At 67.6% G+C, this 23426-nt stretch carries 24 protein-coding genes and 2 pseudogenes; 5 read left to right on the plus strand and 21 right to left on the minus strand.

The features are described from left to right. The 13 genes and pseudogenes from BSZ39_RS00420 to glmS all read right to left on the minus strand — a co-directional run. Window positions 1-389: transposase family protein (locus BSZ39_RS00420; RefSeq protein ID WP_143180300.1), on the minus strand; the 389-nt coding region annotated here is incomplete at its 3' end. A 257-nt stretch (window positions 390-646) separates the two neighbouring features. Then, window positions 647-1655, minus strand: a pseudogene (locus BSZ39_RS00425) (IS481 family transposase). A 143-nt stretch (window positions 1656-1798) separates the two neighbouring features. Next, window positions 1799-2542 (minus strand): succinate dehydrogenase/fumarate reductase iron-sulfur subunit, encoded by a 744-nt coding sequence (locus tag BSZ39_RS00430; RefSeq protein WP_073715433.1) that lies wholly within the window; start codon window positions 2540-2542, stop codon window positions 1799-1801. Beyond that, window positions 2539-4494, minus strand: a complete 1956-nt coding sequence (locus BSZ39_RS00435; protein ID WP_073715434.1) for a fumarate reductase/succinate dehydrogenase flavoprotein subunit — start codon at window positions 4492-4494, stop codon at window positions 2539-2541. The genes BSZ39_RS00430 and BSZ39_RS00435 overlap by 4 nt, the downstream gene beginning before the upstream one ends. 14 nt (window positions 4495-4508) lie before the next feature. After that, window positions 4509-5207 (minus strand): succinate dehydrogenase cytochrome b subunit, encoded by a 699-nt coding sequence (locus BSZ39_RS00440; RefSeq protein ID WP_073715519.1) that lies wholly within the window; start codon window positions 5205-5207, stop codon window positions 4509-4511. Window positions 5208-5333: 126 nt separating this feature from the next. Continuing rightward, complete coding sequence (gene rimI / locus BSZ39_RS00445; RefSeq protein WP_073715435.1) at window positions 5334-5804, minus strand: ribosomal protein S18-alanine N-acetyltransferase; 471 nt, start codon at window positions 5802-5804, stop codon at window positions 5334-5336. Further along, the gene (gene tsaB / locus BSZ39_RS00450) at window positions 5779-6402 is read right to left on the minus strand and encodes a tRNA (adenosine(37)-N6)-threonylcarbamoyltransferase complex dimerization subunit type 1 TsaB (RefSeq protein WP_073715436.1); all 624 of its coding nucleotides are present in this window, start codon (window positions 6400-6402) and stop codon (window positions 5779-5781) included. The genes rimI and tsaB overlap by 26 nt, the downstream gene beginning before the upstream one ends. After that, entirely contained in the window at window positions 6399-7178 is a 780-nt protein-coding gene (locus BSZ39_RS00455) for a hypothetical protein (protein WP_143180301.1), read from the minus strand. Before BSZ39_RS00455 ends, tsaB begins: the two co-directional genes overlap by 4 nt. Next, a complete protein-coding gene (gene tsaE / locus BSZ39_RS00460; RefSeq protein WP_073715438.1) occupies window positions 7175-7636 on the minus strand; it encodes a tRNA (adenosine(37)-N6)-threonylcarbamoyltransferase complex ATPase subunit type 1 TsaE in 462 nt (153 codons plus the stop codon). The genes BSZ39_RS00455 and tsaE overlap by 4 nt, the downstream gene beginning before the upstream one ends. Further along, entirely contained in the window at window positions 7633-8751 is a 1119-nt protein-coding gene (alr, locus tag BSZ39_RS00465; RefSeq protein ID WP_073715439.1) for an alanine racemase, read from the minus strand. Before alr ends, tsaE begins: the two co-directional genes overlap by 4 nt. A gap of 13 nt (window positions 8752-8764) precedes the next feature. Further along, window positions 8765-10234, minus strand: coding sequence for a bifunctional ADP-dependent NAD(P)H-hydrate dehydratase/NAD(P)H-hydrate epimerase (locus BSZ39_RS00470; RefSeq protein WP_073715440.1), 1470 nt, complete (start codon window positions 10232-10234; stop codon window positions 8765-8767). Beyond that, the gene (locus BSZ39_RS00475) at window positions 10235-10609 is read right to left on the minus strand and encodes a holo-ACP synthase (RefSeq protein WP_073715441.1); all 375 of its coding nucleotides are present in this window, start codon (window positions 10607-10609) and stop codon (window positions 10235-10237) included. Further along, window positions 10609-12468 (minus strand): glutamine--fructose-6-phosphate transaminase (isomerizing), encoded by a 1860-nt coding sequence (gene glmS / locus BSZ39_RS00480; protein WP_073715442.1) that lies wholly within the window; start codon window positions 12466-12468, stop codon window positions 10609-10611. The genes BSZ39_RS00475 and glmS overlap by 1 nt, the downstream gene beginning before the upstream one ends. Window positions 12469-12534: 66 nt before the next feature. Here glmS and coaA point away from each other — a divergent pair, with 66 nt between their 5' ends. After that, window positions 12535-13476, plus strand: a complete 942-nt coding sequence (gene coaA / locus BSZ39_RS00485) for a type I pantothenate kinase (protein WP_245792387.1) — start codon at window positions 12535-12537, stop codon at window positions 13474-13476. Here coaA and BSZ39_RS00490 read toward each other — a convergent pair. The 4 genes from BSZ39_RS00490 to rplM all read right to left on the minus strand — a co-directional run bounded on the left by BSZ39_RS00490 (window position 13471) and on the right by rplM (window position 16586). Continuing rightward, the gene (locus tag BSZ39_RS00490; RefSeq protein WP_073715443.1) at window positions 13471-14133 is read right to left on the minus strand and encodes a DedA family protein; all 663 of its coding nucleotides are present in this window, start codon (window positions 14131-14133) and stop codon (window positions 13471-13473) included. The two genes, coaA and BSZ39_RS00490, sit on opposite strands and share 6 nt — an antisense overlap. Continuing rightward, a complete protein-coding gene (gene glmM / locus BSZ39_RS00495; RefSeq protein ID WP_073715444.1) occupies window positions 14130-15473 on the minus strand; it encodes a phosphoglucosamine mutase in 1344 nt (447 codons plus the stop codon). The genes BSZ39_RS00490 and glmM overlap by 4 nt, the downstream gene beginning before the upstream one ends. Window positions 15474-15608: 135 nt before the next feature. Then, window positions 15609-16097, minus strand: coding sequence for a 30S ribosomal protein S9 (rpsI, locus tag BSZ39_RS00500; RefSeq protein ID WP_073715445.1), 489 nt, complete (start codon window positions 16095-16097; stop codon window positions 15609-15611). Between the two features lie 45 nt (window positions 16098-16142). Next, on the minus strand, window positions 16143-16586 hold the full coding sequence (rplM, locus tag BSZ39_RS00505) for a 50S ribosomal protein L13 (protein WP_073715446.1): 444 nt from the start codon (window positions 16584-16586) through the stop codon (window positions 16143-16145). Window positions 16587-16863: 277 nt separating this feature from the next. Here rplM and BSZ39_RS13805 point away from each other — a divergent pair, with 277 nt between their 5' ends. Both BSZ39_RS13805 and BSZ39_RS00515 read left to right on the plus strand, forming a co-directional pair. Next, window positions 16864-17283 carry a hypothetical protein gene (locus tag BSZ39_RS13805; RefSeq protein ID WP_073715447.1) on the plus strand — a complete coding sequence of 140 codons (420 nt, stop codon included), beginning with the start codon at window positions 16864-16866 and terminating at the stop codon, window positions 17281-17283. A 60-nt stretch (window positions 17284-17343) separates the two neighbouring features. Next, window positions 17344-18633, plus strand: coding sequence for an HNH endonuclease signature motif containing protein (locus tag BSZ39_RS00515; protein WP_073715448.1), 1290 nt, complete (start codon window positions 17344-17346; stop codon window positions 18631-18633). Between the two features lie 172 nt (window positions 18634-18805). Here the strand turns inward: BSZ39_RS00515 and BSZ39_RS14120 are convergent. Then, window positions 18806-19314: pseudogene (locus BSZ39_RS14120) on the minus strand (Type 1 glutamine amidotransferase-like domain-containing protein). 34 nt (window positions 19315-19348) lie between these two features. Between BSZ39_RS14120 and BSZ39_RS00525 the strand changes: the two are divergent. Then, entirely contained in the window at window positions 19349-20131 is a 783-nt protein-coding gene (locus tag BSZ39_RS00525; RefSeq protein ID WP_245792388.1) for an aldo/keto reductase, read from the plus strand. Window positions 20132-20135: 4 nt separating this feature from the next. Here BSZ39_RS00525 and truA read toward each other — a convergent pair whose 3' ends face one another. After that, the gene (gene truA / locus BSZ39_RS00530; protein ID WP_073715450.1) at window positions 20136-21002 is read right to left on the minus strand and encodes a tRNA pseudouridine(38-40) synthase TruA; all 867 of its coding nucleotides are present in this window, start codon (window positions 21000-21002) and stop codon (window positions 20136-20138) included. Window positions 21003-21038: 36 nt separating this feature from the next. On the opposite strand from truA, the gene BSZ39_RS00535 reads away from it, so the two are divergent. Then, window positions 21039-21812 (plus strand): ROK family protein, encoded by a 774-nt coding sequence (locus tag BSZ39_RS00535; RefSeq protein ID WP_073715451.1) that lies wholly within the window; start codon window positions 21039-21041, stop codon window positions 21810-21812. Between the two features lie 49 nt (window positions 21813-21861). Here the strand turns inward: BSZ39_RS00535 and rplQ are convergent, their stop codons facing one another. Continuing rightward, entirely contained in the window at window positions 21862-22392 is a 531-nt protein-coding gene (rplQ, locus tag BSZ39_RS00540; protein WP_073715452.1) for a 50S ribosomal protein L17, read from the minus strand. Between the two features lie 17 nt (window positions 22393-22409). Next, window positions 22410-23411 carry a DNA-directed RNA polymerase subunit alpha gene (locus tag BSZ39_RS00545; RefSeq protein WP_073715453.1) on the minus strand — a complete coding sequence of 334 codons (1002 nt, stop codon included), beginning with the start codon at window positions 23409-23411 and terminating at the stop codon, window positions 22410-22412. Window positions 23412-23426 lie beyond the last annotated feature (15 nt).

The raw sequence follows: 23426 nt of genomic DNA on the forward strand, positions 1-23426 counted from the left end.
TTCTCGTAGCGCAGCTGGCGGATCGCCCAGGACACCGCGCGGCTCGTCAGCAGGGCGCGTGGGGCGGCTACCTGCGGGTTCTGCTCGGTGAAGGTTACGACCGGGCAGGCGGGCTCGCGGCAGATCCAGCGGTGTTTGCGCCACCGCAGGTGGGCAGGGCGGCCGGCGGACGGAGCATCGATCAGGGTCACGGTGATGCGTCCGTGGCCGGTCGGGATGACGCCGCAACCGGGGCAACCGGTCAGCGAGTCGCAGGCCTCGACGTCGAGGACCACGCTCTCGTCGGTGGCATCGACGTCGGTCAGGTGTAGTCCGGGGAGGCCGAGGAGGACATCGCAGCGGCTGCAGCGGTCCAGAGAGGCAGTGCAGAGGCACATAGGATGGGGCATTGTCGAGGTCCTTGTGATCAGCGGGGTAGAAGTCCGCTCATCATCGGGGACCTCGACGTCTATCCCCCAACACCCTTGCCCGATCGGCGCGCCCACACTCAACTCTGAAGAGCCAGATTAGCAGCATGATTATGCGGCTAAATGCCTCTTTCAGGCAGCGTCCGGCGTCCCCCAAGTAAAGACAGGCCTGCTGACTATCTGGGAGCGGAATCACAAAGCGGCCGACCGGAAAAATCCCGGTCGGCCGCTTGTGGCCTCTAGTTGTATGAGGGTTGGACGTTAGTTACGCCTGCTTTGAGTCGGGTCGCTGGTGGCTGCCCGTTCGCGGCACTGTGCGGTCGATGATAGTTGTAATGGATATTCCAGACCTCGATGGCTGCTGACCTGTCGGCCTCGTTGGCATAGGGGCGGGCGTAGAGGAGTTCCTCGGCCAGGATCCGGTTGTAGCGCTCCACCTTGCCGTTATGGCGTGGGGTGTAGGGACGTGTGTGTTGATGACGACTGGCGGTGGTGGCGATGACACGGGCGAAATCAGCCGAACGGTAGCAGGACCCGTTATCGGTGACGACGCGGTGGATGTGGGTGATGCCATGGGCGGCGAACCACACCCTCGCGCGGGCGAGGAACCCGGCTGCGGTGGAGCCCTTCTCGTCGTCGAGGGCTTCGGTGTAAGCCAGCCGGGAGAACCCATCGACTGCGGAATGCAGGTAGACGTAGCCGCGGCGGGCGCCGGCGGTCTTGGCCCGGTCCACGGCCCGGTGCTGGGCACTGTTGCGGCCGTGGATGCGCCATCCGCCACCGTCCGGGGATGCGGCCGACCTTTTTCACGTCGAGGTGGATCATGTGGCCGGGCCACCGGGCCACGATCGGGGTCGGGGTGCGGTTCGTGGCACCGGTGGGGTCGATGAACCGGCGCCGACCCAGGCCGAGGCGGGTGAGGTGACGCGTCACCGTGCGCCGATGGATCCGCACTCCTTGCTGGGCGAGTTCGTGGGTGATGCGGGCCGCGGACCATTTGTGGTCGCGGCGCCAGGTCTCGATGCGGGCGATGACTTCTGGTGGGGTGGCCTGTGGTGACCGGTGTGGGGTTGAGGACCGGTCGTGCAGGCCGAGGTCGCCGTGGTGGCGGTAGCGGTTGACCCACTTGCTGGCGCAGACCCTGGAAATGCCCATCTCGGCGGCGACGTGGGCGATCGGGCGCGTCTTGCAGCGTTCGACGAGGCGTCGGCGGCCTTCGACCGACAGTGGGGCGTTACGGTGGGACACGAGGGCAGGCTCCTTCTTGCTGGCTCCAGACGAGTTGCTTGGTCGCTACTCATCTTCGCCGCGAAGGACCTGCCCTTCCTGCATCCCAGATCTACCAGCCTGTCACTAACGTCCTGCCCCACAACATCTAGTTGAGGTGAGGGTTAGTTGCCCTTCGCCCAGGAGTTGCGCAGATCAGCGTTGAGCTGGCTGATCACGTCGAGCGGAATCTCCTTCGGGCACACCGCGGCGCATTCGCCGATGTTGGTGCAGCCGCCGAAACCTTCCGCGTCCTGCTGGTTCAGCATGGACACGACGCGGGCCGCGCGCTCGGGCTGGCCCTGCGGCAACATGCCGAGGTGGGTGACCTTCGCGGCGGTGAAGAACATCGCCGACGCGTTCGGACACGCCGCCACGCACGCTCCACAGCCGATGCAGGCCGCGGCCTCGAAGGCGCGGTCGGCGTCGGGCTTGGGGATCAGTTGGGAATGCGCTTCCGGCGCGGCACCCGTGTTGACCGAGATGTAGCCGCCGGCCGCGATGATGCGGTCGAGGGCCCGACGGTCGACGACGAGGTCCTTGATGATGGGGAACGCCTTCGAGCGCCACGGCTCGATGGTGATCGTGTCCCCGTCCTTGAAGGTGCGCATGTGCAGCTGGCAGGTGGTGGTGCGCTCGGGGCCGTGGGCCACGCCATTAATGACGAGGCCACACATGCCGCAGATGCCTTCGCGGCAGTCCGAGTCGAATGCCACCGGCTGCTCGCCGCGAGCAAAGAGTTCCTCGTTGAGGACGTCGAGCATTTCCAAGAACGACATGTCCTCGGAGACACCCGCGAGCTCGTATGCGACCATCTTGCCTTCGGCCTTGGGGCCGGGCTGGCGCCAAATATTGAGTGTGATGTTCACTTGTAGCTCCGCTGCTTCATCTCGACGTACTCGTACACGAGGTCTTCCTTGTGCAGGATCGGGGGCTGGCCCTCACCGGTGTATTCCCAGGCGGCGACGTAGGCGAACTCGTCGTCGTGACGCAGCGCCTCACCGTCTTCGGTCTGGGATTCGGCCCGGAAGTGGCCGCCACACGATTCACGCCGATGCAGCGCGTCGATGCACATGAGCTCACCGAGCTCCAGGAAGTCGGCGACGCGACCGGCCTTTTCCAGCTCCTGGTTCAGATCACGCGACTTGTCGATGATCTTAACGTCCCGCCAGAACTCGGCCCGCAGCGCGCGGATCTCCTCGATGGCTTCCTTCAGGCCCTCTTCGGTGCGTTCCATGCCGCACTTTTCCCACATGATGTTGCCGAGTTCCTTATGGAAGGAATCGACCGAGCGGGTGCCGTCGACCTCGAGCAGGTGATCGATGCGCTCCTGGACGCGCGTGCGCGCCTCGACGACGGCCGGGTGGTCCTCGTCGATCTGCTCGAACGGACCAGAAGCGAGGTAATCGTTAATGGTGTTCGGCAGGACGAAGTAGCCGTCGGACAGGCCCTGCATGAGTGCCGAAGCACCCAGGCGGTTCGCGCCGTGATCGGAGAAGTTCGCCTCGCCTGTGACGTACAGGCCCGGGATGTTGGACTGCAGGTCGTAGTCGACCCACAGGCCGCCCATGGTGTAGTGCACGGCCGGGAAGATCCGCATCGGGACCTCGTAGGGGTTTTCGCCCGTGATGCGCTCGTACATGTCGAACAGGTTGCCGTACTTCGCGGAGACCTGGTCCTTGCCCATGCGCTGGATCGCGTCGGCGAAATCGAGGTAGACGCCAAGGCCCGACGGGCCGACGCCGCGACCCTCGTCGCAGACCTGCTTCGCGGCACGCGACGCGATGTCACGCGGTACGAGGTTGCCGAAGGCGGGGTACTTACGCTCCAGGTAGTAATCGCGCGCATCCTCGGGGATCTCGCGCGGATCCTTCTTGCAGTCCTCGGCCTTCTTCGGCACCCAGATGCGCCCGTCGTTACGCAGCGATTCCGACATGAGGGTCAGCTTCGACTGGTATTCGCCGGACACCGGGATGCACGTCGGGTGGATCTGCGTGAAGCAGGGGTTCGCGAAGTAGGCGCCCAGGCGGTGGGCGCGCCAGTTCGCGGTGACGTTACAGCCCATGGCGTTCGTCGACAGGAAGAAGACGTTGCCGTAGCCGCCGGTCGCGAGCACGACCGCGTCGGCCGTGTGCGTCTGGACTTCGCCGGTCACCATGTCGCGGGCGATGATGCCGCGGGCGACGCCGTCGACGACGATGAGGTCGAGCATTTCGTGCCGCGAGTACATCGTGACCGTGCCGGCACCAACCTGTCGCTCGAGCGCCTGGTAGGCGCCGATGAGCAGCTGCTGGCCCGTCTGGCCGCGAGCGTAGAAGGTACGGGAGACCTGCACACCACCGAACGAGCGGTTATCGAGCAGGCCGCCGTATTCGCGAGCGAACGGAACACCCTGGGCGACGCACTGGTCGATGATGTTCGCGCTCACCTCGGCGAGGCGGTAGACGTTGGACTCGCGGGCGCGGTAGTCGCCGCCCTTGACCGTGTCGTAGAACAGCCGGTAGATCGAGTCGTTGTCGTTGCGGTAGTTCTTAGCCGCGTTGATACCACCCTGGGCCGCGATCGAGTGCGCGCGGCGCGGGGAGTCCTGGTAGCAGAACGCGTCAACGTGGTAGCCCATCTCGCCGAGCGAGGCGGCGGCAGCGCCACCGGCCAGGCCGGTGCCCACGATGATGACGCGGAGCTTACGGCGGTTGGCGGGGTTGACGAGCTTGGCTTCGAACTTGCGCTGGCCCCACATCTTGTCGATCGGCACGTGGGGCGCCTTGGTGTCGGCGACGGGTTCGCCGAGCGTATACAGGCCATCAATGAGTTCAGTCATGATCTTCCCTTCCCCTAGCTAACCCAGCCGAACAGGGTCGCGGTCGGCGGCAGCATGAAGCCGACGAACACGATCGCGGCGACGAAGATCGCGACGAGGTGGATGGTGTCTTGCCGACGCTTCTTGTTTCCACCGAGGGTCGCCATCGCGGACCACACGCCGTGTCGGACGTGCATCGCAAGCGAGGCGATCGCGATCAGGTAGATCAGCCAGACGTACCACTGCTGGAAGGCGACGACCATGCGCTCATAGGGCGTAATCGAGTGGTAATCGCCGCCGATCTCGATGGAGAGCGTCGTGAACTGCAGGATGTGGAAGATGATGAACAGCAGCAAAATCACGCCGCCCCACCGCATCGTGCGGGAGGCGTAAGTTTGCGCAAGAGTCCGCTTGACCGCGTATTTGCTGCCGCGAGCCTGACCCGCACGATGCCACAGGGTGAATGCGGCATAAGCGTGCAGGATCAGCGCTGCGAGCAGCACGATCCTCAAGATCCAGAGCAGACCCTCATAGGGCAAAATGGGCTCACCGAAGGTCCGAAGGTGCTCAGCGTAGTCGTTGTATGCCTGAGCGCCGGCGAACATCTTCAGGTTGCCGTACATGTGCATGAGGATGAAGAGGACGAAAAGAATGCCCGAGACGGCCATGCCGATCTTGAGTGCGACAGAGGTATCTCGCGCCTTGCGTTTCGTCGTCACAGTTGTAGAGACCACGATTTCGATCATACCGACACACGTGTGGGCAAATGGCCGGATGAACGTCCTAGATGGGACCGGTTCGTCCGATTTTGCGAGGCGTTGCTCACGCCGCAAGATCCGCGCAATTATGCGCAAATATTGTTACGTAATTACTTCGGCGCCGACGGGGCCCACGCCCACCTCGCGCAGGGTCAATCGCATGACGACGGCGGCTATCCCGCCTCGGTAATAGCGCGGTCGAATACCTAACTGTTCGAATCCGTGGCGCAAATAAAGGCGCTGCGCAATCTCGTTATCGGCGCGCACTTCCAAAAATAATTCCCGCGCTCCATTGCTTTGCGCCGCGGCAGTGAGATCGGTCAGTAACTGCGCGCCGATCCCTCGCCCCTGGTGGCTTTCTGTGACCCCGATCGTCATGAGGTCGGACTGGAGGGCAATCGTGATCCCGCCGTAGGCGACGACCGCGCCGTCGAGCTCGACGGCCCGCCAGATGCGGTCGGGGCGCGCGAGCTCGGCTTCGTATAGGGAGCGCGTCCAGGCGTCGGGGCCGAAAAGTTCGGCCTCGAGCCTCATGACGCGCTCGAGGTCAGACGCGGTCAGGTCGCGGAGCATTGTGGATATCGGGCTCGCGCAGGTACAGGGCCGTCGTCGGCATCCCGACGCCGGCCGCGCGGCGCTGCAGGGCGATGCGGGCAAGGACGGCCACATCGAGCTCGAGTGACCTGCCGGGCGCCTCGGGCACGAGGTGGGTGGCGCCGACGAGCTCGCCCACGACGTCGAGATCGGCGGGCGAGAGCACCTGGGCGGGGCGGATGACTTCGACGTCATCCGCGCCGTCGGCCGTAAAGCTCGCGGTATAGACCTCGCGGCGCCGCGCGTCGGTCACGACGGTGACCTGATCGGCCGTGGACGTATCGAGCGCCTGGCGGGCGAGGGCATCGAGCACGCTAACGCCCGCGAGTTCAACGCCGAGCGCGTCGGCCAGCACGCGCGCCGTCGCGATCCCGACGCGCAGCCCGGTAAAGGGCGCGGGCCCCGTTCCGACGACGATGAGGTCTACCCCCGCGGCGCCGCCGACCTTGGTGATGAGCGGGGCGAGGTTTTCCGCGTGGGCTCGCGGGTTCGCATCGCTCGCGCGCGTGATGTGCTCGCCGTCGATCCGGGCGACGCTCGTCCCGGCCGACGTGTCGATCGCCAAAACGTCAGTCATGTATCCGATTCTATGCGCAGCCAGCGCGCGAACAGCAGCGCGGCAAACAGGGCGGCGAGGGCGCTGATCGTCACAATGATGGGCGTTGTCGCGCGATAGCGGGCCGCTTGCGTCCCCGGCTCGGCGGCCGCCTCGGCCAAGACTTCGAGATACGTATCGATGGGGACCTCGCCCGCGATGCGCTCGCGAGCGGCGTCATCGAGCGCGCGCACCGTCGGCAAGTCGATACCGATCCAGCCCGATGGGTCGTGCACGACGTGATGGGGCGCATCGATCACGGCCGCGCCTGCCGCTGGCGACCAGGTGGCGGCGACGACGGGTGCGCCGCGTTTGAATGTCACCTCGAGGACGCCGACCGCGCGGCCCGCCTGCGTCACGGGGATCAACCACGTGTCAATGGGGACGACGAGGCCAACCGCGACCGGGTCGCTGCCGACGGGCAGCGCCTCGGGGTGGCGCGGCGGGCGCGGTACACGCGCCGCGGGATCATCGGGCCGCAGCGGGACGGAGACGCCGGACCAGCTGTCGGCGGGCGGATCGGCCAGCAGGAGGGGCGACCACTCGAGGGCCCGGCGCGCGACGCCGAAGGAGACCTCGGCGGGCACGACCTGCTCGGGGCGGGTCTCGTCGGCGTCCACCCATTCGCGGGCGGCATCGGCGATCCAGGCCGTGATCGCGTCGGTGGGTTCCTCGTCGGCGTCGATGGCGAGTGCGGGCGGGGCCAGGACGACCAGCGCCACCACGAGGGTGGCGAGCCGGCCGATCACGCCCCTCATGGCCGCGCGAGTTCCTCCCAAGGCACGCTCTCCCACCGCGCCCCGACGGGCGTGAGGGTCGCAAGGCGCCGCTCATCATCGGAGCGGTCCAGCGTGACCTGCAGGTAGTCGACGCCGAGCTCGTCGATCAGGCCCTCACCCCATTCGATGATGGTGATCGTCTCGGGGATGGACGCGTCGAGGTCGATCGTCTCGAGGTCGAGCAGGCCGGTGAGGCGGTAGGCGTCGACGTGCACGAGGTCCGGCGCGCCGGAGCGCGATGGGTGGATGCGCGAGATCGTGAACGTGGGCGAGGTGACGCGCCCGCGCACATCGAGGCCTTCGCCAATGCCCTGCGTCAGCGTCGTCTTGCCCGCGCCGAGCGGGCCGGTGAGGACAATGACGTCCCCGGGGCGCAGCATGCGTGCGAGCCGGGCGCCGAAGTCGCGGGTCGCATCCGCGTCGGGCAGCGTGATCATACATCCTCCTGGTGCACGTGGATGCGGGGTACGCGCGGGCCGAGGCGCGCCACCATCTCATAGCCGATCGTCCCGGCCGCGCGCGCCCAATCGGAGGCCGACGGGCCGCCCGGCCCCCAGACGATGGCGGTATCGCCGACGCGCGCATCCGATTCGGGCCCGAGGTCGACCACGAACTGGTCCATGCAGATGCGCCCGACGACGCGGCACATCCTGCCCCCGACCGTGACGTGCGCGCGCGAAGAGGCATGCCGGTCCATCCCGTCGGCGTATCCCAGCGGGACGATGCCGAGCGTCGTCGCGCTGACCGTCTCGATGTGGCCGTAGGACACGGGAGTGCCGCCCGGGACCTGCTTGACCGACGTGAGCTCGGCTTCCAGGCGCATCACGGGGCGGAGGTTTGCCGCGGCGGGGTCGGAGTCGTCGGGCATGATGCCGTAGATCGCGATGCCGGGGCGCACGTGCGTGTGGCGCGTCGCGGGATGCCACAGCGCACCGCCGGAGGCCGCGAGATGCGCATAGCGGATGGGGGCGCCGGCCGCCTGGGCCCGGGCGAGCGCGGCGGCGAAGGCCTCTTCCTGCCGCGCGGTCGCGTCGCTGTCGGTATCGGCGCAGGCCAGGTGCGACCACAGGCCCACGACCTCGATGCCGGGCGTCGCGAGCGCCGCCTCGATGAGGGCGCCGGCGTCGTCGGCCAGGACTCCCCCGCGCCCCATGCCGGTGTCGATCTTGAGGTGGACGCGCAGCGGCTCGACGCCGTCGGGCATCGCGCGCGCGATTGCATCGAGCGCCCAGGTGTCGGGAACAGAGAGATGCAGCCCGAAGCGGCTCGCGTCGCGGATATCGCCCAGCTGCGTCGGCGAGTAGATCCACGTGAAAATCTCGGGCCGGGCGCCGCGCGTGTGGGCGGCGAGCTCGATCGCCTCGGCCAGCTGCGCGATCCCGATGATGCGCGCACCCGCGCGCTGCAGCGTGGCGACGCACGGCGCGAGACCGTGGCCATAGGCGTTGGCCTTGACGATCGGCATGACCTCGGCGTCGACGCTCGATCCGAGCGTCCGGAAGTTATGCGCCAACGCCCCATGGTCGATGATGGCGCGCGACGGGTAGGACATGACCCCTATTGTGTCACTGTCCGGCGAGCAGCGCGCCGAGAGCGGGGCCGAGAGCGTCGGCGAGGTCGGAGGCGCGGATGGGGCCGGGCGCGCTCGGGCAGTAGTCCACCGCGTGGGCATGCAGGGCGACGGCGAGGGCAGCCTGCGCGGCGAGCGGCGGAGTGGCCTCGCTAGCTTCCTGCCGCGCGGCGAACTGCGCGAGGGCGGCCGCGAGCGCCCCGGCGAGCACGTCCCCGCTGCCAGCGGTCGCGAGCCACGGCGAGCCGGGCGGCGTCGTATACACCGGCCCCGTGGGGGCGGCGATCACGGTTTCCGGGCCCTTCGCCACGACGACGGCCGCGAACTCCGTGGCCGCCGCACGCGCATAGCGAACCGGATCGGCCTCGACGGCTGCGCGCTCGTCGTCGAGCAGCGTCGCGAGTTCGCCCAGGTGTGGGGTGAGGACGAGCTGGCCGGGCCCCGCGCCGAGCTCATCGCGGCTGGCAAGGGCGCCCGCATCGACGACGACGGGGATGTCGCGCTCGCGAAAATCGCGCAGCGCGGCGGCAACGTCTGGGCCGCCCTCGGTGCCGGAGCCGACGAGGCCCGCCTGGATACGACCCGGCGCAGTCACGACCTCGGGCGGCAAGCGATCTGCGATCGCCCGATCCCCAAGGAACCGTACCATGCCGGGGCCGGCCGCGAGCGCGGCACGGGTTGCGAGGATGCCCGCGCCCGGGTAGGTGGCGCTGCCGGCGTCAATCCCGACGACGCCGCGCGTGTACTTATGGTCGAGGTGGCCCGCGCGCGGCCAGAGCTCCGAAATATCGCCGGTATCGAGCTCGACGACGGCAGGCTCCGCGTCGAGCGGGATGCCGAGGTCATGCACGAGGACGACGCCAGCGGCCCGGCAGGCCGGCGGCAGCAGGAGGGCCGGTTTCGGCGCACCGAAGGTGTGCGTCTCATCGGCGCGGATCGCTCTCGTCGCGGCGGGATCGTCGGCGAGACCCGACGGCGTGTCGACCGCGATGACATGGCGGGGCGCCTCCTGGCGCACCTCCGCGAGCGCCGCGACGAGCTCGCCGAGCTCACCGCGCAGCGGCCCCGAAAGGCCAATCCCGGCTAGCGCATCGAGCCAGATCCCGAACCACGACGCGAACGGCGCGACGTCCTCGCCCAGCTCGGCGCGCGTCACCACCTGGACGCCCGCGCCGCGCGCAGCGGCGAGCCCCTCGGCATGCGGATGGTCCGTGGCGAGCAGCACGACGGGCGCGAGGCCGCGCTGCGCGAGGTCATGCGCGGCCCACAGCCCGTCGCCGCCGTTATTGCCGCCCCCGACGAGGACGAGGATGTCGGCGTTCAGCCCCGCGGCGCGACGGTCGCGCGCGATGCTGATCGTGCGGGTGGCGACGGCGCGCGCGGCCTGCCGCATCAGGGGAACGTCGGCCGCGAGCAGCGGCGCCTCGGCGGCCCGAATATCGTCGGCCCTAAACGCTGCCCGCATCTAGTCCCCCTCCCCGACGACGAAGGCCGTCGCGATCGGTCCGTCGTGGCTGAGCGAGAGGTGCCAGCGAGAAATCCCGACGCGCGCGGCCACCGCGGCGACGGTCCCGGTGATCGCGAGGGTGGGCGCCCCCGAGTCGGCGACGCGCACCTCGCAGTCGTGCCAGCGCATCCCGCCGGGCGAGCCGAGCGACTTGGCGACGGCCTCCTTGGCCGCGAACCGCGCCGCGAGCGAGGCCGCGCCGCGCGCACCTCCCGACGGCGCTCTCCGCTCAGCATCGGTGAACAGGGCGGCCGCGAGGCGCTCATTGCGCTCGAGCGCCGCGGAAAATCGGGCAACGTCGACGACGTCGACCCCGATTCCGCGTACCGCCATTACTCCACCGTAACGGACTTGGCGAGGTTACGCGGTTGGTCGACGTCGAGCCCCTTCGCGCCCGCGAGGTGGCACGCGAACAGCTGCAGCGGCACGACCGCGACGAGCGGCGCGAGCAGCGTCGGCGTCTTGGGGATCCTAAAGATGACGTCCGCATACGGCTCGACGTCCGCGTCCCCGTCCTCGGCGATGACGATCGTCTTCGCGCCGCGGGCCCGCACCTCCTGAATATTGGAGACGACCTTGGCATGCAGTTCGTTGCGGCCGCGCGGCGAGGGCACGATGACGACGACGATCTGCCCCTCGTCGATGAGCGCGATGGGGCCGTGCTTCAGCTCGCCCGCGGCGAAGCCCTCGGCGTGGATGTAGGCGAGCTCCTTGAGCTTCAGCGCCCCTTCCATCGCGACCGGGAACGCGACGTGGCGCCCGAGGAACAGGACCGACGGCACATCGGCGAGGTCATTCGCGACGCGCGCGATCTCCTCCTCGCTGCCGATGACCTCGGCGACCTTGTCCGGCATCGTGCCGAGTTCATCGAGCAGGGAGCGGATCTCGTCGCCGAACATATTGCCCCGCAGCTGCGCGAGATAGGCCCCGAGCAGGTAGCACGCGGTGATCTGCGCAAGGAACGCCTTCGTCGACGCGACCGCGACCTCGGGGCCGGCATGCGTATACAGCACCGCATCGGCCTCGCGCGGGATCGTCGAACCGTGCGTATTGCAGATCGCGAGGACCTTCGCGCCCTGCTCGCGCGCGTGGCGCACGGCCATGATCGTATCCATCGTTTCGCCGGACTGGGAGATCGCGACGACGAGCGTCTTTTCGTCGACGATGGGGTCGCGATAGCGGAATTCGTGCGCGAGCTCGACCTCGACGGGAATGCGGCACCAGAGTTCGATCGCATATTTCGCGACGTGCCCCGCGTAGGCAGCGGTGCCGCACGCGATAACGATGATTTTGTTGATCAAACGCAGCACGGACTCGTCGATGCGCAGCTCGTCGAGCTTCAAGCGGCCCTCGGCGTCGGCCCGGCCGCGCAGCGTATCGGCGACGGCGAGCGGCTGGTCGTGGATTTCCTTTTCCATGAACGTCGCGAAGCCGCCCTTGACGGCCGCGGACGCATCCCAGTCGACCGTGTACTGCCGGCCGGTGACCTCGTTGCCGTCTGCGTCGATGATGCGCACGGCATCGGCGCTCACGGTCGCGATCTGGTCCTGGCCCATTTCGACGGCGGTGCGCGTCGCGGAGATGAACGCGGCGGCGTCGGAGCCGAGGAAGTTCTCGCCTTCGCCAAGCCCCAGCACGAGCGGCGAGTTGCGCCGCGCCGCGACAATGACCCCGGGCGCATCCTCGTGGATCGCTAGCAGCGTGAAGGCGCCACGCAGCCGCACGGTGACGGCGCGCATCGCGTCGGTCAGGTCGCCCGTCATCTCATAGGCGCGCGCGAGCAGGTGCGCCGTGACCTCGGTATCGGTATCGGAGGTGAGCGCAATCCCGGCCGTCACGAGCTCGGCACGCAGCTCCGCATAGTTTTCGATAATGCCGTTGTGGATGACGGCGAGCTTGCCGTCGTAGGCCAGATGCGGATGCGCGTTGACATCGGAGGGCGCACCGTGCGTCGCCCACCGGGTATGGCCGATCGCCGCGGTCGATTCCGGCAGCGGATCGGCCGCGAGCACCTCGCGCAGGTTGTCCAGCTTGCCGGCCTTCTTCCGGCTGACAATGCCATCCGGGGTCGCAAGCGCGACGCCCGCGGAGTCATATCCGCGGTACTCGAGCCGAGCGAGCCCGGCCAGAGCGATTTCAAGCGGTCTTTCGGACGGAGTATTCGGGCCGACATAGCCCACGATTCCACACATGGGAAAACCCTAAACCGACATCGGCCCGCGCGAGCAATCTCCGCCGGGCATGTCAGACTGTTATGCGTGGCAGGAGAAAGCCAGTTTTCGCCGTTCGTGGAGTTCACGCGTGAGCAGTGGGCGCGATTGTCCCAGTCGACGCCCTTAAAACTCACCGACGCGGATGTCCGCGCGCTCGCTGGCCTCGGCGATCCGATCGACCTCGCGGAGGTGGACACGATCTACCGCCCGCTCTCGCGCCTGCTGCAGCTCTATGTCGCGGGAACGCGCGCCCTGCACCAAACGACGCAGGGCTTCCTCGGCGATTCGACGAGCCGCACCCCGTTCGTCATAGGCGTCGCGGGCTCGGTCGCCGTCGGCAAATCCTCCACCTCCCGCGTGCTGCGCGAGATGATGCGCCGCTGGCCGCAGACCCCGCACGTCGAACTCGTCACGACCGACGGTTTTCTCTACCCGAACGCCGAACTCGAGCGGCGCGGCCTCATGAGCCGCAAGGGCTTTCCCGAGTCCTACGACCGGCGCGCCCTGCTGCGGTTCGTCCAAGAGGTGAAATCCGGCGCTCCGGAGGTCGCCGCCCCCGTCTATTCGCACCTGACCTATGACATCGTCCCCGGCGAGCAGATCGTCGTGCGTCGCCCCGACGTGCTCATCATCGAGGGTTTGAACGTCTTGCAGCCGGCCCGTGCCGGCAAGGATGCCTCGCTCGCGGTGTCGGACTTTTTCGACTTCTCGATCTACGTCGACGCGCGCCCGAGCGACGTCAAGCGCTGGTATATCGAGCGGTTCTTGCAGCTGCGGCGGACGGCATTTTCGACGCCCGGCGCCTATTTCGCCCGCTATGCGGATCTCGACGACGACGCGGCGCGCGCCGTTGCGGGCACGATCTGGGATTCGATCAACGCCCCGAACCTCATCGAAAACGTCGCCCCGACGCGCGGGCGCGCGACGCTGGTGCTGCAAAAATCGGGCGACCACTCGATGCGCAAGATGCGCCTGCGCAAGCTATAGGCCGCTGCGCGAGGACTCGCCGCGCGAGAACCGTTCGGCCTGGCGAGTGAGGATGCGCCCGTAGACGCGCTTGAGAACGAAATCCAGCACGAAGCCGATGCTGACACCGCCCGCGACGCCGAGCACGACGCCGAGCAGCGGATGCTTGGCGAGCAGCGTCCCGGCGACCAGCCCGAGGGCGACCGAATACAGCGCCCAGCACACGGCCGCGCACGCGGCGATGACGATGAAGAACTTGCGGCGGAAACCCACCGCCCCGGCCGTGATGTTGACCGCGACGCGCCCGACGGGGATGAACCGCGCCGACATGATGTAGACGGTGGCGCGCTCCGCGAGGGCCTGTTCGGCCCACATCATCGCGCGCGCGACCTTGGGCCCGCGCAGCAGCGGGATGCGTTCGACCGGCAAAAACCGGCCGATCGTAAAGGCGATCATGTCCCCGATGAACGCGCCCGCGGCCGCCGCGAGGATCAGCCAGCCGAGGTGCGGCCCCTGCCCCGCGACGATGAGAACGCCCGCGGCGATCACGATCGACTCGCTCGGCACCGGCGGAAAAAACCCGTCGATGATGGTCAGCAGGAACACCGCGAGGAGGATCCACGGGCTATCGACGAGCGCGAGTACCTGATCCTGGAACGCGGTGAACCATTCGCTCACAGGGCGAGCCGCTCCTTGACGACGTCGGCGATGCGGTGGGCGACGCCGTCGGCCTGGTCCTGCGTCGCCGCTTCGACCATGACCCGCACGACGGGCTCGGTGCCCGACGGGCGCAGCAGGACGCGTCCGGTCTCGCCCAGGAAGTCCTCCGCGACGCGCACGGCTTCCGCCACGTGCTCATCGGTGGACACCTTCGCCTTGTCGACGCCGCCAACGTTGATGAGGACCTGCGGCAGGCGCGTGACGACGGAGGCGAGCTCCGCGAGCGACGTGCCCGAGCGCTGGACCTTGGAGGCGAGCATGAGCGCCGTGAGCAGGCCATCGCCCGTCGTCGCATGGTGGGCGTTAATAATGTGGCCGGACTGTTCGCCGCCGAGGACATAGCCGCCCTCGCGCATGGCCTCCAACACGTAGCGATCGCCGACGCCGGTCTGCATCGTTTCGATGCCGGCGTCCTTCATCGCGAGTAGCAGGCCGAGGTTGGACATCACCGTCACGACGAGCATGTCGTGATCGAGCTCGCCGCGCTCCTTCATGTCGATCGCGAGCAGGCCCATGATCTGGTCGCCGTCGACCATCTTGCCTGTGGCATCGACGGCGAGGCAGCGGTCCGCATCGCCGTCGAAGGCGACGCCAAACGCGGCGCCCGAGGCGACGGTCACGGCCTGCAGCGTCTCGGGGTGCGTCGAGCCGCATTCTGCGTTGATGTTCGTCCCGTCCGGGGACGCATTGATGACGACGACGTCCGCTCCGGCCTCCCGCAGCGCCTCGGGCGCGACGTCGGAGGCGGCACCGTTCGCGCAGTCGATCGCGATGCGCAGCCCGCGTAGCGGCGTATCGACGGCCTTCAGCAGGTGGTCGATGTAGACGCGGTCGGCGGTGACATCGTCCTTGCCGATGCGACCGACATCGGCGCCCGTCGGGCGATCCCATTCGGCGCCGAGCATCGCGGCGATCTCATCTTCGACGGTGTCCTCGAGCTTGTAGCCGCCGTGCGCGAAGAACTTGATGCCGTTGTCCTGCATCGGGTTGTGCGAGGCGGACACGACGACGCCGAGGTCGACGGCCGTCGCGGCCGTCAGGTGCGCGATCGCGGGGGTGGGCAGCGTGCCGACCCGGGTCACGTCGACACCCGCAGACGCGAGGCCAGCGGCGAGCGCGGAGACGATGAACTCACCCGAGACGCGGGTGTCCCGGCCGATCACGGCGCGGGGGCGCGAGCCATCGTAATTGCGCGTCAGCACGCGCGCGGCGGCGACGCCGAGGCCCAACGCAAGCTCGGGAGTGATGTCTCGATTCGCGAGTCCGCGAACACCATCGGTACCAAAAAGGCGTGACACTATCGGGTCCTTTCACACGCTAACCAGAACATTCTGCCACGGGTTGCACGCGGCTTCGTCCACCTGGAGCAGGAGGGTAAGGCGAAGGCCCACACCCCAACGTGGGGCATGGGCCTTCGACGCCAGCAGAAGCGATTAGCGCTTCGAGTACTGGGGAGCCTTGCGGGCCTTCTTGAGGCCGGCCTTCTTGCGCTCAGTGGCGCGGGCGTCACGCGTGAGGAAGCCAGCCTTCTTCAGCGCGGGACGATTGGCCTCGCGGTCGATCTCGTTCAGAGCACGGGCGATGCCCAGGCGCAGCGCGCCGGCCTGGCCGGACGAGCCGCCACCGTTGATGCGCGCGATGACGTCGAAGCGGCCTTCGATGTCGAGCAGCGCGAACGGCGAGTTGACGAGCTGCTGGTGCAGCTTGTTCGGGAAGTACTGATCGAGTTCGCGACCGTTAATGGTCCACTTGCCCGATCCGGGAATCAGGCGGACGCGGGCAACGGCGCGCTTGCGACGGCCGAGGGCCTGGCCCGGAGCCGTGGCGGAAACGCCGGCGCCGGTGTTGACCTTCTCGGTCTCCGTTGTGTAGCTGCTGGGAGCGTCCTCTTCCAGCTCGTAATCTGCAATGGTCTCAGCCACTGTTCTCCTCAGATCTGTGTCGGCGATGCACAGCCCGTCGCGGGGCTACTGCGCCACCTGGTCGATGGTGTAGGGCTGGGGCTTCTGAGCAGCATGCGGGTGCTCGCTGCCTGCGTACACCTTCAGCTTGCGCATCTGCGCGCGGCCCAGCGAGTTCTTCGGAACCATGCCGGCCACCGCCTTGGTGATGGCGCGCTCCGGGTTCTTGGCCAGGAGCTCGGCGTAGGAGGTGGCCTTCAGACCGCCCGGGAAACCGGAGTGACGGTAGGCCATCTTCTGTTCGAGCTTGGCGCCGGTGAGGGCGACCTTCTCGGCGTTGATGACGATGACGAAGTCACCGGTATCAGTGTTGGGGGCAAAAATCGGCTTGTGCTTCCCACGGAGCAGTCGGGCTACCTGGGAGGCCAGGCGGCCGAGGACGACGTCGGTGGCGTCAATGATGTGCCACTGCTTGTCAATGTCCCCGGGCTTAGGAGTGTACGTACGCACGGACTCTGCCTATCGTGTTGTCTTCAGCTATCACGGCACAGTTGCCATAAGGGTCTATCGCATCGTGAACATGCGTGAGCGGCCTAAGGCGTACAGCTGCCATGACATTTCGCTGGAAATGGTCAAGGTGTCATTGCGCGACTCGCGATCAACCGCAGCGAGTGGGAGGCGCTGCAGGGCAGTCGCACAACAATCACTTAGGTTATCGCCCGCAGCCCCCGGGGTCAAAGGTCCGGAGCGCTGTGTGCGACAGTCCACACCGTGGCAGACTTAGGTTATGAGTAACGAAGATCTGCCGGTCGACACGTTCCAAGGCACCGGAAACACGCTTGATGATCGGTTAGCGCAAGAAATCCCGGAAGAGGATAAGCCGCGCGACGACATTCCTTATGACCGCTCCCCCGGCGGTGTCGGCCAGCTCGTCGCCGAGCCGGACGACGACGGACCGGAGGACCTCGAGGGCGAGGAACAGTCCATCTTTGCCCGCGCCGAGGGCGAGCCGCGCCGGGATGCGTCGCCGGAAGAATCCGCGATGCACCTGTCCGATGGGTACGACGACGCTGACCTCTACGACGGCGACGATGATAGTGAAGACTACGGTGACGACGACGAAGACGATGACGAGGATGTCGAAAAGCGCGACGACTCGGCTGCCGACTTCGCCTTCGATGAGGAAGAAGAAGACGAGCTCGCCTAGTTATCCACAGGTTCGGATAGCCCCCTAGCGGGCGGGCCGGGCGACGTGTTCACTGGGGACATGTCGGCCGTCGCCCCACTCTCGCTCCCGCCCGAGGCGCCGCTGAGCGCTGCGGAGCTGGCAGAGCTGGCGGCCCTGTCCTATCGGGCAGCGCATCACGGCTGCGACGCAAAGACGCGCGCAGCCAGCATCGATGCGCTCGTCAAGCTCGAGGAAGCCGGCCGCAATCTCGATGTCGTCCGCACCCGGCAGATCGCGGCCGCCGACGCCAAACGCACGCGGCAAGAGGGCCGCACCATTTCGTCGGTCATTACCGAAACGCGCGCACTACCCACGAAGCTCGCCGACGGCGTCGTCAAGCGAGCCGTGCGACAAGCGCGCTTCCCCTTGGTGCTTGATGCGGTCGCCGACGGGCAGCTGTCCGCGCCGAATGCGGGGATCCTCGTCGGCACATTGCAGGCACTCGAGCCTTTCTGTAGCGCCGAGCAGCTCGCTGACTCCGCCGCGCAGTTGATTCGCTCCGGCCGGTGGGCGAGTCCCGGCTTTTTCAAGGCTGCGTGCCGCGACCACCTCGACAGGATCGACCTGCGCGGGGCCGCCTCGCGCACGGAGCACGATGCGAAGCTGCGCAAGCTTTCGCAGGCCAAACGTTTTTTGACGTTCACCGGCAACGACACCGAGGGCTACGACATCCGCGGGCACGCGACCGGCGAGCAGTACGCCATCATCGCGCCGTGGCTCGCACGCGAATCGAACCGCATTCACCGCGCGAGCCGCCATGGCGAGGGGCCGGTCCCGGCCGGCGCGACGCGGACGATCGATGCGCTGACGAATCTTGCGCGGCGTGGCAATCAGGAGACTCCCCCACGCGAACCCGCTCCGTCGACGCCCGCCTTTTTCGACGATTCCGCGCACCCGAAGCCGCCCGCGCCCCAGAAAATACTGCCAGCTTCCGAGGCATCACCCACTGGCACGCAACCGCCAGTAGCCGAAGACCCGCGCGCTCGCCTCGTCGGGCCGCAGTTGCGGGCCGCACTCGCGAAACGTGATTGCGGCTGCGTCGTGCCCTGGTGTTCGGTCAAAGCCGAGCTGTGCGACGGCCACCACCTGCTCGCCTACGCCGATGGCGGGCCGACGACGCTCGACAACGTCGTCCTCATGTGCCCGCGCCACCATCCGCAGTTCGAAAACCCGCCCGGATCGCGCACCGGCTGGACGATCCGCCTCATCGACGGGATCGCCGCGGCGATCCCACCCGCACGAGACGACCCGGAGCAGGCGCCGCACTATCATCCGCGATTCCACACTCGTATCGCACGGCGACGCCAGCCATCAGGCCCCGCGCCGTAGCTCAGCTCAGCTGCGTCATCTCCATGGCGCGAATCCCCTCGCGATCGACGCGAAACGCCTTAGCGCCCGCACGCTTGCTCAGGCACGCCCGGCTCTCGCCGCCTTCCCACACCAGGGCTGCGCCGTCGTCGGCGGCCCAGCCTGGCGGCAGCTCGTCGTCGCGAATCCAGCGCTAGAAGGACTCCCGGCGCCCCGGCTGGCCGTCGAAATGCGGGCAGAAGCTCCCCGGCAGGAGGCCAAGCCCGTCGGGCAAGGGGCGCAGCTCGGGGCCGAAGGAGTCCGTCGAGGAGCCCTCGTACCAGCAGTTCGCGCCCGCGGAGATGCCGGCAAGTACGGTCCCCTCTCTCCCAGCGAGCTCGGTGAGCACCTCGTCGACGCCATGGACGCGCCACAGCGCGAGGAGGTTGAGCGTCGACCCGCCGCCGACATAGACGAGATCTGCGTCGGCCAGCCGCTCGACGCTCGCGGCCGTGTCTTCCCAGAGCGTCAGCACGCAGGCCGCGGCGCCGAGCGTGTCGAAGGGGCGCGAAAGCGTCGGCAGTAGTCGGCGCTGTCTGCGCTCGCCGTCGGGATAAAGCACACGAGCGGTGAAGCCTTGCCGGTGCGCTCGAGCAGATAGCGGTCGAGCGGCGTTGCATCGTCCGCCATCGAAAAACCGCCGCCGCCCAAGGTCACGAACATGTCCAAAACCCTAGCAACTGGCAGAATCAGAGTTATGATTCCTGCCCTCGGTTTTGGTTTGTACAAGGTCCCGCCGAACAAGGCGGAAGAGGTCGTCGTCGAAGGCGTGAAGGCGGGCTATCGGCTCGTCGACGGCGCCGAGTTCTACGCCAATGAGGTCGAGGCGGGCCGCGCGCTGCGGCACGACGATATCGACCGCTCCTCGCTCATCGTGACGAGCAAGTTCTGGGGCGAAGAGAGCCAGGACCGCGACGCCGTCCTCGCGTCCTTCGACGCCTCCGAGCGTGCGCTCGGCTCGATCGACCTCTACCTCATCCACTGGCCGCGCCCGGAGCGGGGCCAGTTCGTCGACGTGTGGCGCACGTTCATTGAGCTGCGCGACGCCGGACGCGTGCGCGCCATCGGCGTCTCGAATTTTTCGGAAGAGCAGATCATGCGGCTCATCGACGAAACCGGCGAGGTGCCGCTCGTGAACCAGGTCGAGCTGCATCCGTACCTGCAGCAGGCCGAGCTGCGCGCATTCCACGCTGAGCACGACATCCTCACGCAGGCGTGGAGCCCGCTCGGGCGCGGCAATGTGCTTACCGATCCGACGATCGTCCAGATCGCCGACGCGCATGGCGTGAGCCCGGCGCAGGTCGTGATCCGGTGGCATCTGCAGCTGGGCAACTCCGTCATCCCGAAGTCCGAACGTGCCGAGCGGCTGCGGAGCAATGCCGACGTGTATGGCTTTGAGCTCGGCGACGCCCAAATGGCGGCGATTGCTGAGCTCGATCGCGGCACGCACTACGGCACGGCGCCCGCCGACCGGCAGTAGCCCGCTAGCTTTCGTCGCGCCCAGCCGCCGTCGTTCTAAAACGGCGCGTTTCTTCCTGCCGGGATGCCCATTGGTCTTGCGGCGGATAGCCCACCGCCATGAGCGTGAGCCCGTGCGCGGGGGCGACGGCAGCCGCGAGCGAGCGATCGCGGGAGGCGAGCAACTCGCCCAGCCAGCTCGACGGCTTCTTGCCCTGCCCGACGGCGACGAGGCACCCGACGATCGAGCGCACCATCGAATGGCAGAACGCGTCGGCCCGCAGGTCGATCGCGATGGCGCCGTCGGCACGCATCACCTCGGCATGGGTCAGCCGCCGGATCGTTGAGGCCCCCTCGCGCGGCTTGCACAGCGCGGCGAAGTCCCACTCCCCTACCAGCAGCGCCGCCGCCTCGCCCATGGCGGCCACGTCGAGCTCATCGCGCACCCACCACGTGCTTGCGCGCGTGCGCGGATCGAAGGCGCCCGGCTCAGCGACGCGATAGCGGTAGGCGCGCCAGATCGCCGCAAAGCGCGCATCGAAGCTCTCATCGACGACGCTAGCCGCGCGCACCACGACGTCGGATGCGCGCAGCACGCCGCTGCCGCGGATCAGCAGCCGGTCGAGCCGATCAAGCAGCGCCTGCTCGCTCGTCCGGTCGCAGCGCCCGGGCAGCGCCGCCCACGCCGCGTCAGAGACGTCCAGATGCGCCACCTGGTCGGCCGCATGCACGCCCGCGTCGGTCCGCCCCGCGACCGTGAGCTGCACGTCTTCGCGCAGCAGCGTCGCGAGCGCCTCGGTCAGCACCCCCTGGACAGTGCGGCGGCCGGGCTGCGCGGCCCAGCCGGAAAAGCCGGAGCCGTCGTAGGCGAGATCAAGTCGGATGCGAGGCACGAGTCCAATTCTAAGCGGGTGCGATAACGTGCAGGCATGACTCCTCGCACCACGCTCGCAATCGACTGCGGCGGTGGCGGCATCAAGGCCTCGGTTCTCGACGATTCCGGCGTCATGCACACCCCCGCGGTGCGGGCCCCTACGCCCTATCCGCTCTCGCCGGCACGCCTCGTCTCGCTCATCCGCGACCTATCCGAGCAGCTGCCGCCGGCCCGCCGCGTCACCGTCGGCATGCCCGGCATGATTCGTCGCGGCATCGTCGTCCACACGCCGCACTATATTTGCCGCGCCGGCCCGCGCACGCGCGTCGTGCCCGAGCTGCTCGCCGCGTGGACGGGCTTCGATATGCGCACCGCGATCGAGGAGTCGCTCGAGCTGCCCGCGCTCGTCTTGAACGACGCGGAAGTGCACGCCTGTGGCGTCGTCACCGGCACGGGCCTCGAAATGGTCATCACGTTCGGCACCGGGCTCGGCAACGCGATCTTCGACGACGGCCGCCTCGCGCCGCATGCCGAACTCTCGCAATGCCCCGTCAAATGGGGGCTGACGTACGACGATTACATCGGCGAGCACGAGCGGCTGCGCCTCGGCGATGCCCACTGGTCGCGGCGCGCGCGCCTCGTCATCGAGTCGCTCATGCCCGTCTACCACTGGGATCGCCTCTACGTCGGCGGCGGCAATGGCCGACGCATCACTGGGAGCAATGTCGCAAAGCTCGGCCCGAGCGTCATCATCATCCCGAACGCCGCGGGCATCTCCGGCGGCGTGCGCGCCTGGGAGATCGCGCCGCACCAGGCCCCGAACGCATAACACAGCGCCCCCACCCGGATGATCCGGAGCGGGGGCGCTGTGCGGGCAATTACTCCTTGTCCGCGCTTTCCTTCGACTCGGGCGCGTCCTCGACAGATGCTTCCTCGTCGGTCTGCGCGACCTCGGTCTCTTCCACGGTCGGCTCTTCGGCCTTTTCATCCTTCTTGGCCGCGGTCTTGGTCGCCGTTTCAGCTTCCTTCACGACGGCCTGCTTCGGGCTGACGGGCTCGAGCACGAGCTCGATGATCGCCATGGGGGCGTTGTCGCCCTTGCGGTTAGCGATCTTCGTGATGCGGGTGTAGCCACCGGGGCGCTCGGCGAACTTCGGGGCGAGGTCCTCGAACAGCTTCGCGACGATGTCCTTGCGGCCGATGGTCTCCATGACCTTGCGGCGCGCGTGCAGGTCGCCACGCTTGCCCAGCGTGATGAGCTTTTCCGCGAGCGGGCGCAGGCGCTTCGCACGGTTTTCGGTGGTACGGATCGACTCGTGCTCGAACAGCGACGTCGCGAGGTTCGCGAGCATGAGCTTTTCGTGGGCGGAGCTGCCGCCCAGGCGGGGTCCCTTAGAGGGGGTAGGCATGTTTGGTCCTTTTCTTATCAGAGCTCGTCGCTGAAGTGCAGGTCTTCGAAGGCCGGGCTATCGTCCTCGGAGGCGAAGTCGACGCCGGAGTCCTTCAGGCCGAGTCCGTAGCCGGCCAGCCTTTCCTGAATCTCGTCGATGGACTTCTTACCGAAGTTACGGATATCCAGCAGGTCTTCCTTCGACCGTGCCACCAGCTGCCCGAGGGTGTGGATGCCCTCGCGCTTCAGACAGTTGTACGACCGTGACTGCAGGTCCAGGTCCTCGATCGGCAGCGCCAGATCCTGGGCGAGAGCCTGGTCCGTCGGCGACGGGCCGATCTCAATGCCTTCGGCCTCCACGTTGAGTTCGCGGGCGAGGCCGAAGAGCTCGACGAGCGTCTTGCCGGCCGAAGCGAGCGCGTCGCGCGGCTCCATGGACGGCTTGGTCTCGACGTCGACGACGAGGCGGTCGAAGTCCGTGCGCTGCTCAACGCGGGTGGCTTCCACCTTGTACGTCACCTTGAGCACGGGCGAGTAGATGGAGTCGACCGGGATACGGCCGATCTCGGCATCGTCGCTCTTGTTCATGGCGGCCGGCACGTAGCCGCGGCCACGCTCAACGGTCAGCTCGATCTCGAGCTTGCCCTTGGCGTTGATGGTCGCGATGTGCAGGTCGGGGTTGTGCACCTCGACACCGGCGGGCGGCGTGATGTCGCCGGCGACGACGACACCCGGTCCCTGCTTGCGCAGGTACATCACCACAGGCTCATCGTGATCCGAAGAGACGACAAGGTTCTTGATGTTCAAAATGATCTCGGTGACGTCTTCCTTGATTCCCGGAATCGTCGAGAATTCGTGGAGAACGCCATCGATCCGGATGGAGGTCACCGAGGCGCCCGGGATCGAGGACAGCAGGGTCCTGCGAAGCGAGTTTCCTAGGGTGTAACCAAAACCCGGCTCCAGGGGTTCGATAACGAATCGTGAGCGGTTATCACTCACGACCTCCTCGGTCAGCGTGGGACGCTGGGTAATGAGCACTTGGTAATCCTTTCA

The sequence above is a fragment of the Bowdeniella nasicola genome (assembly GCF_001907295.1).
Lineage (GTDB): Bacteria > Actinomycetota > Actinomycetes > Actinomycetales > Actinomycetaceae > Bowdeniella > Bowdeniella nasicola.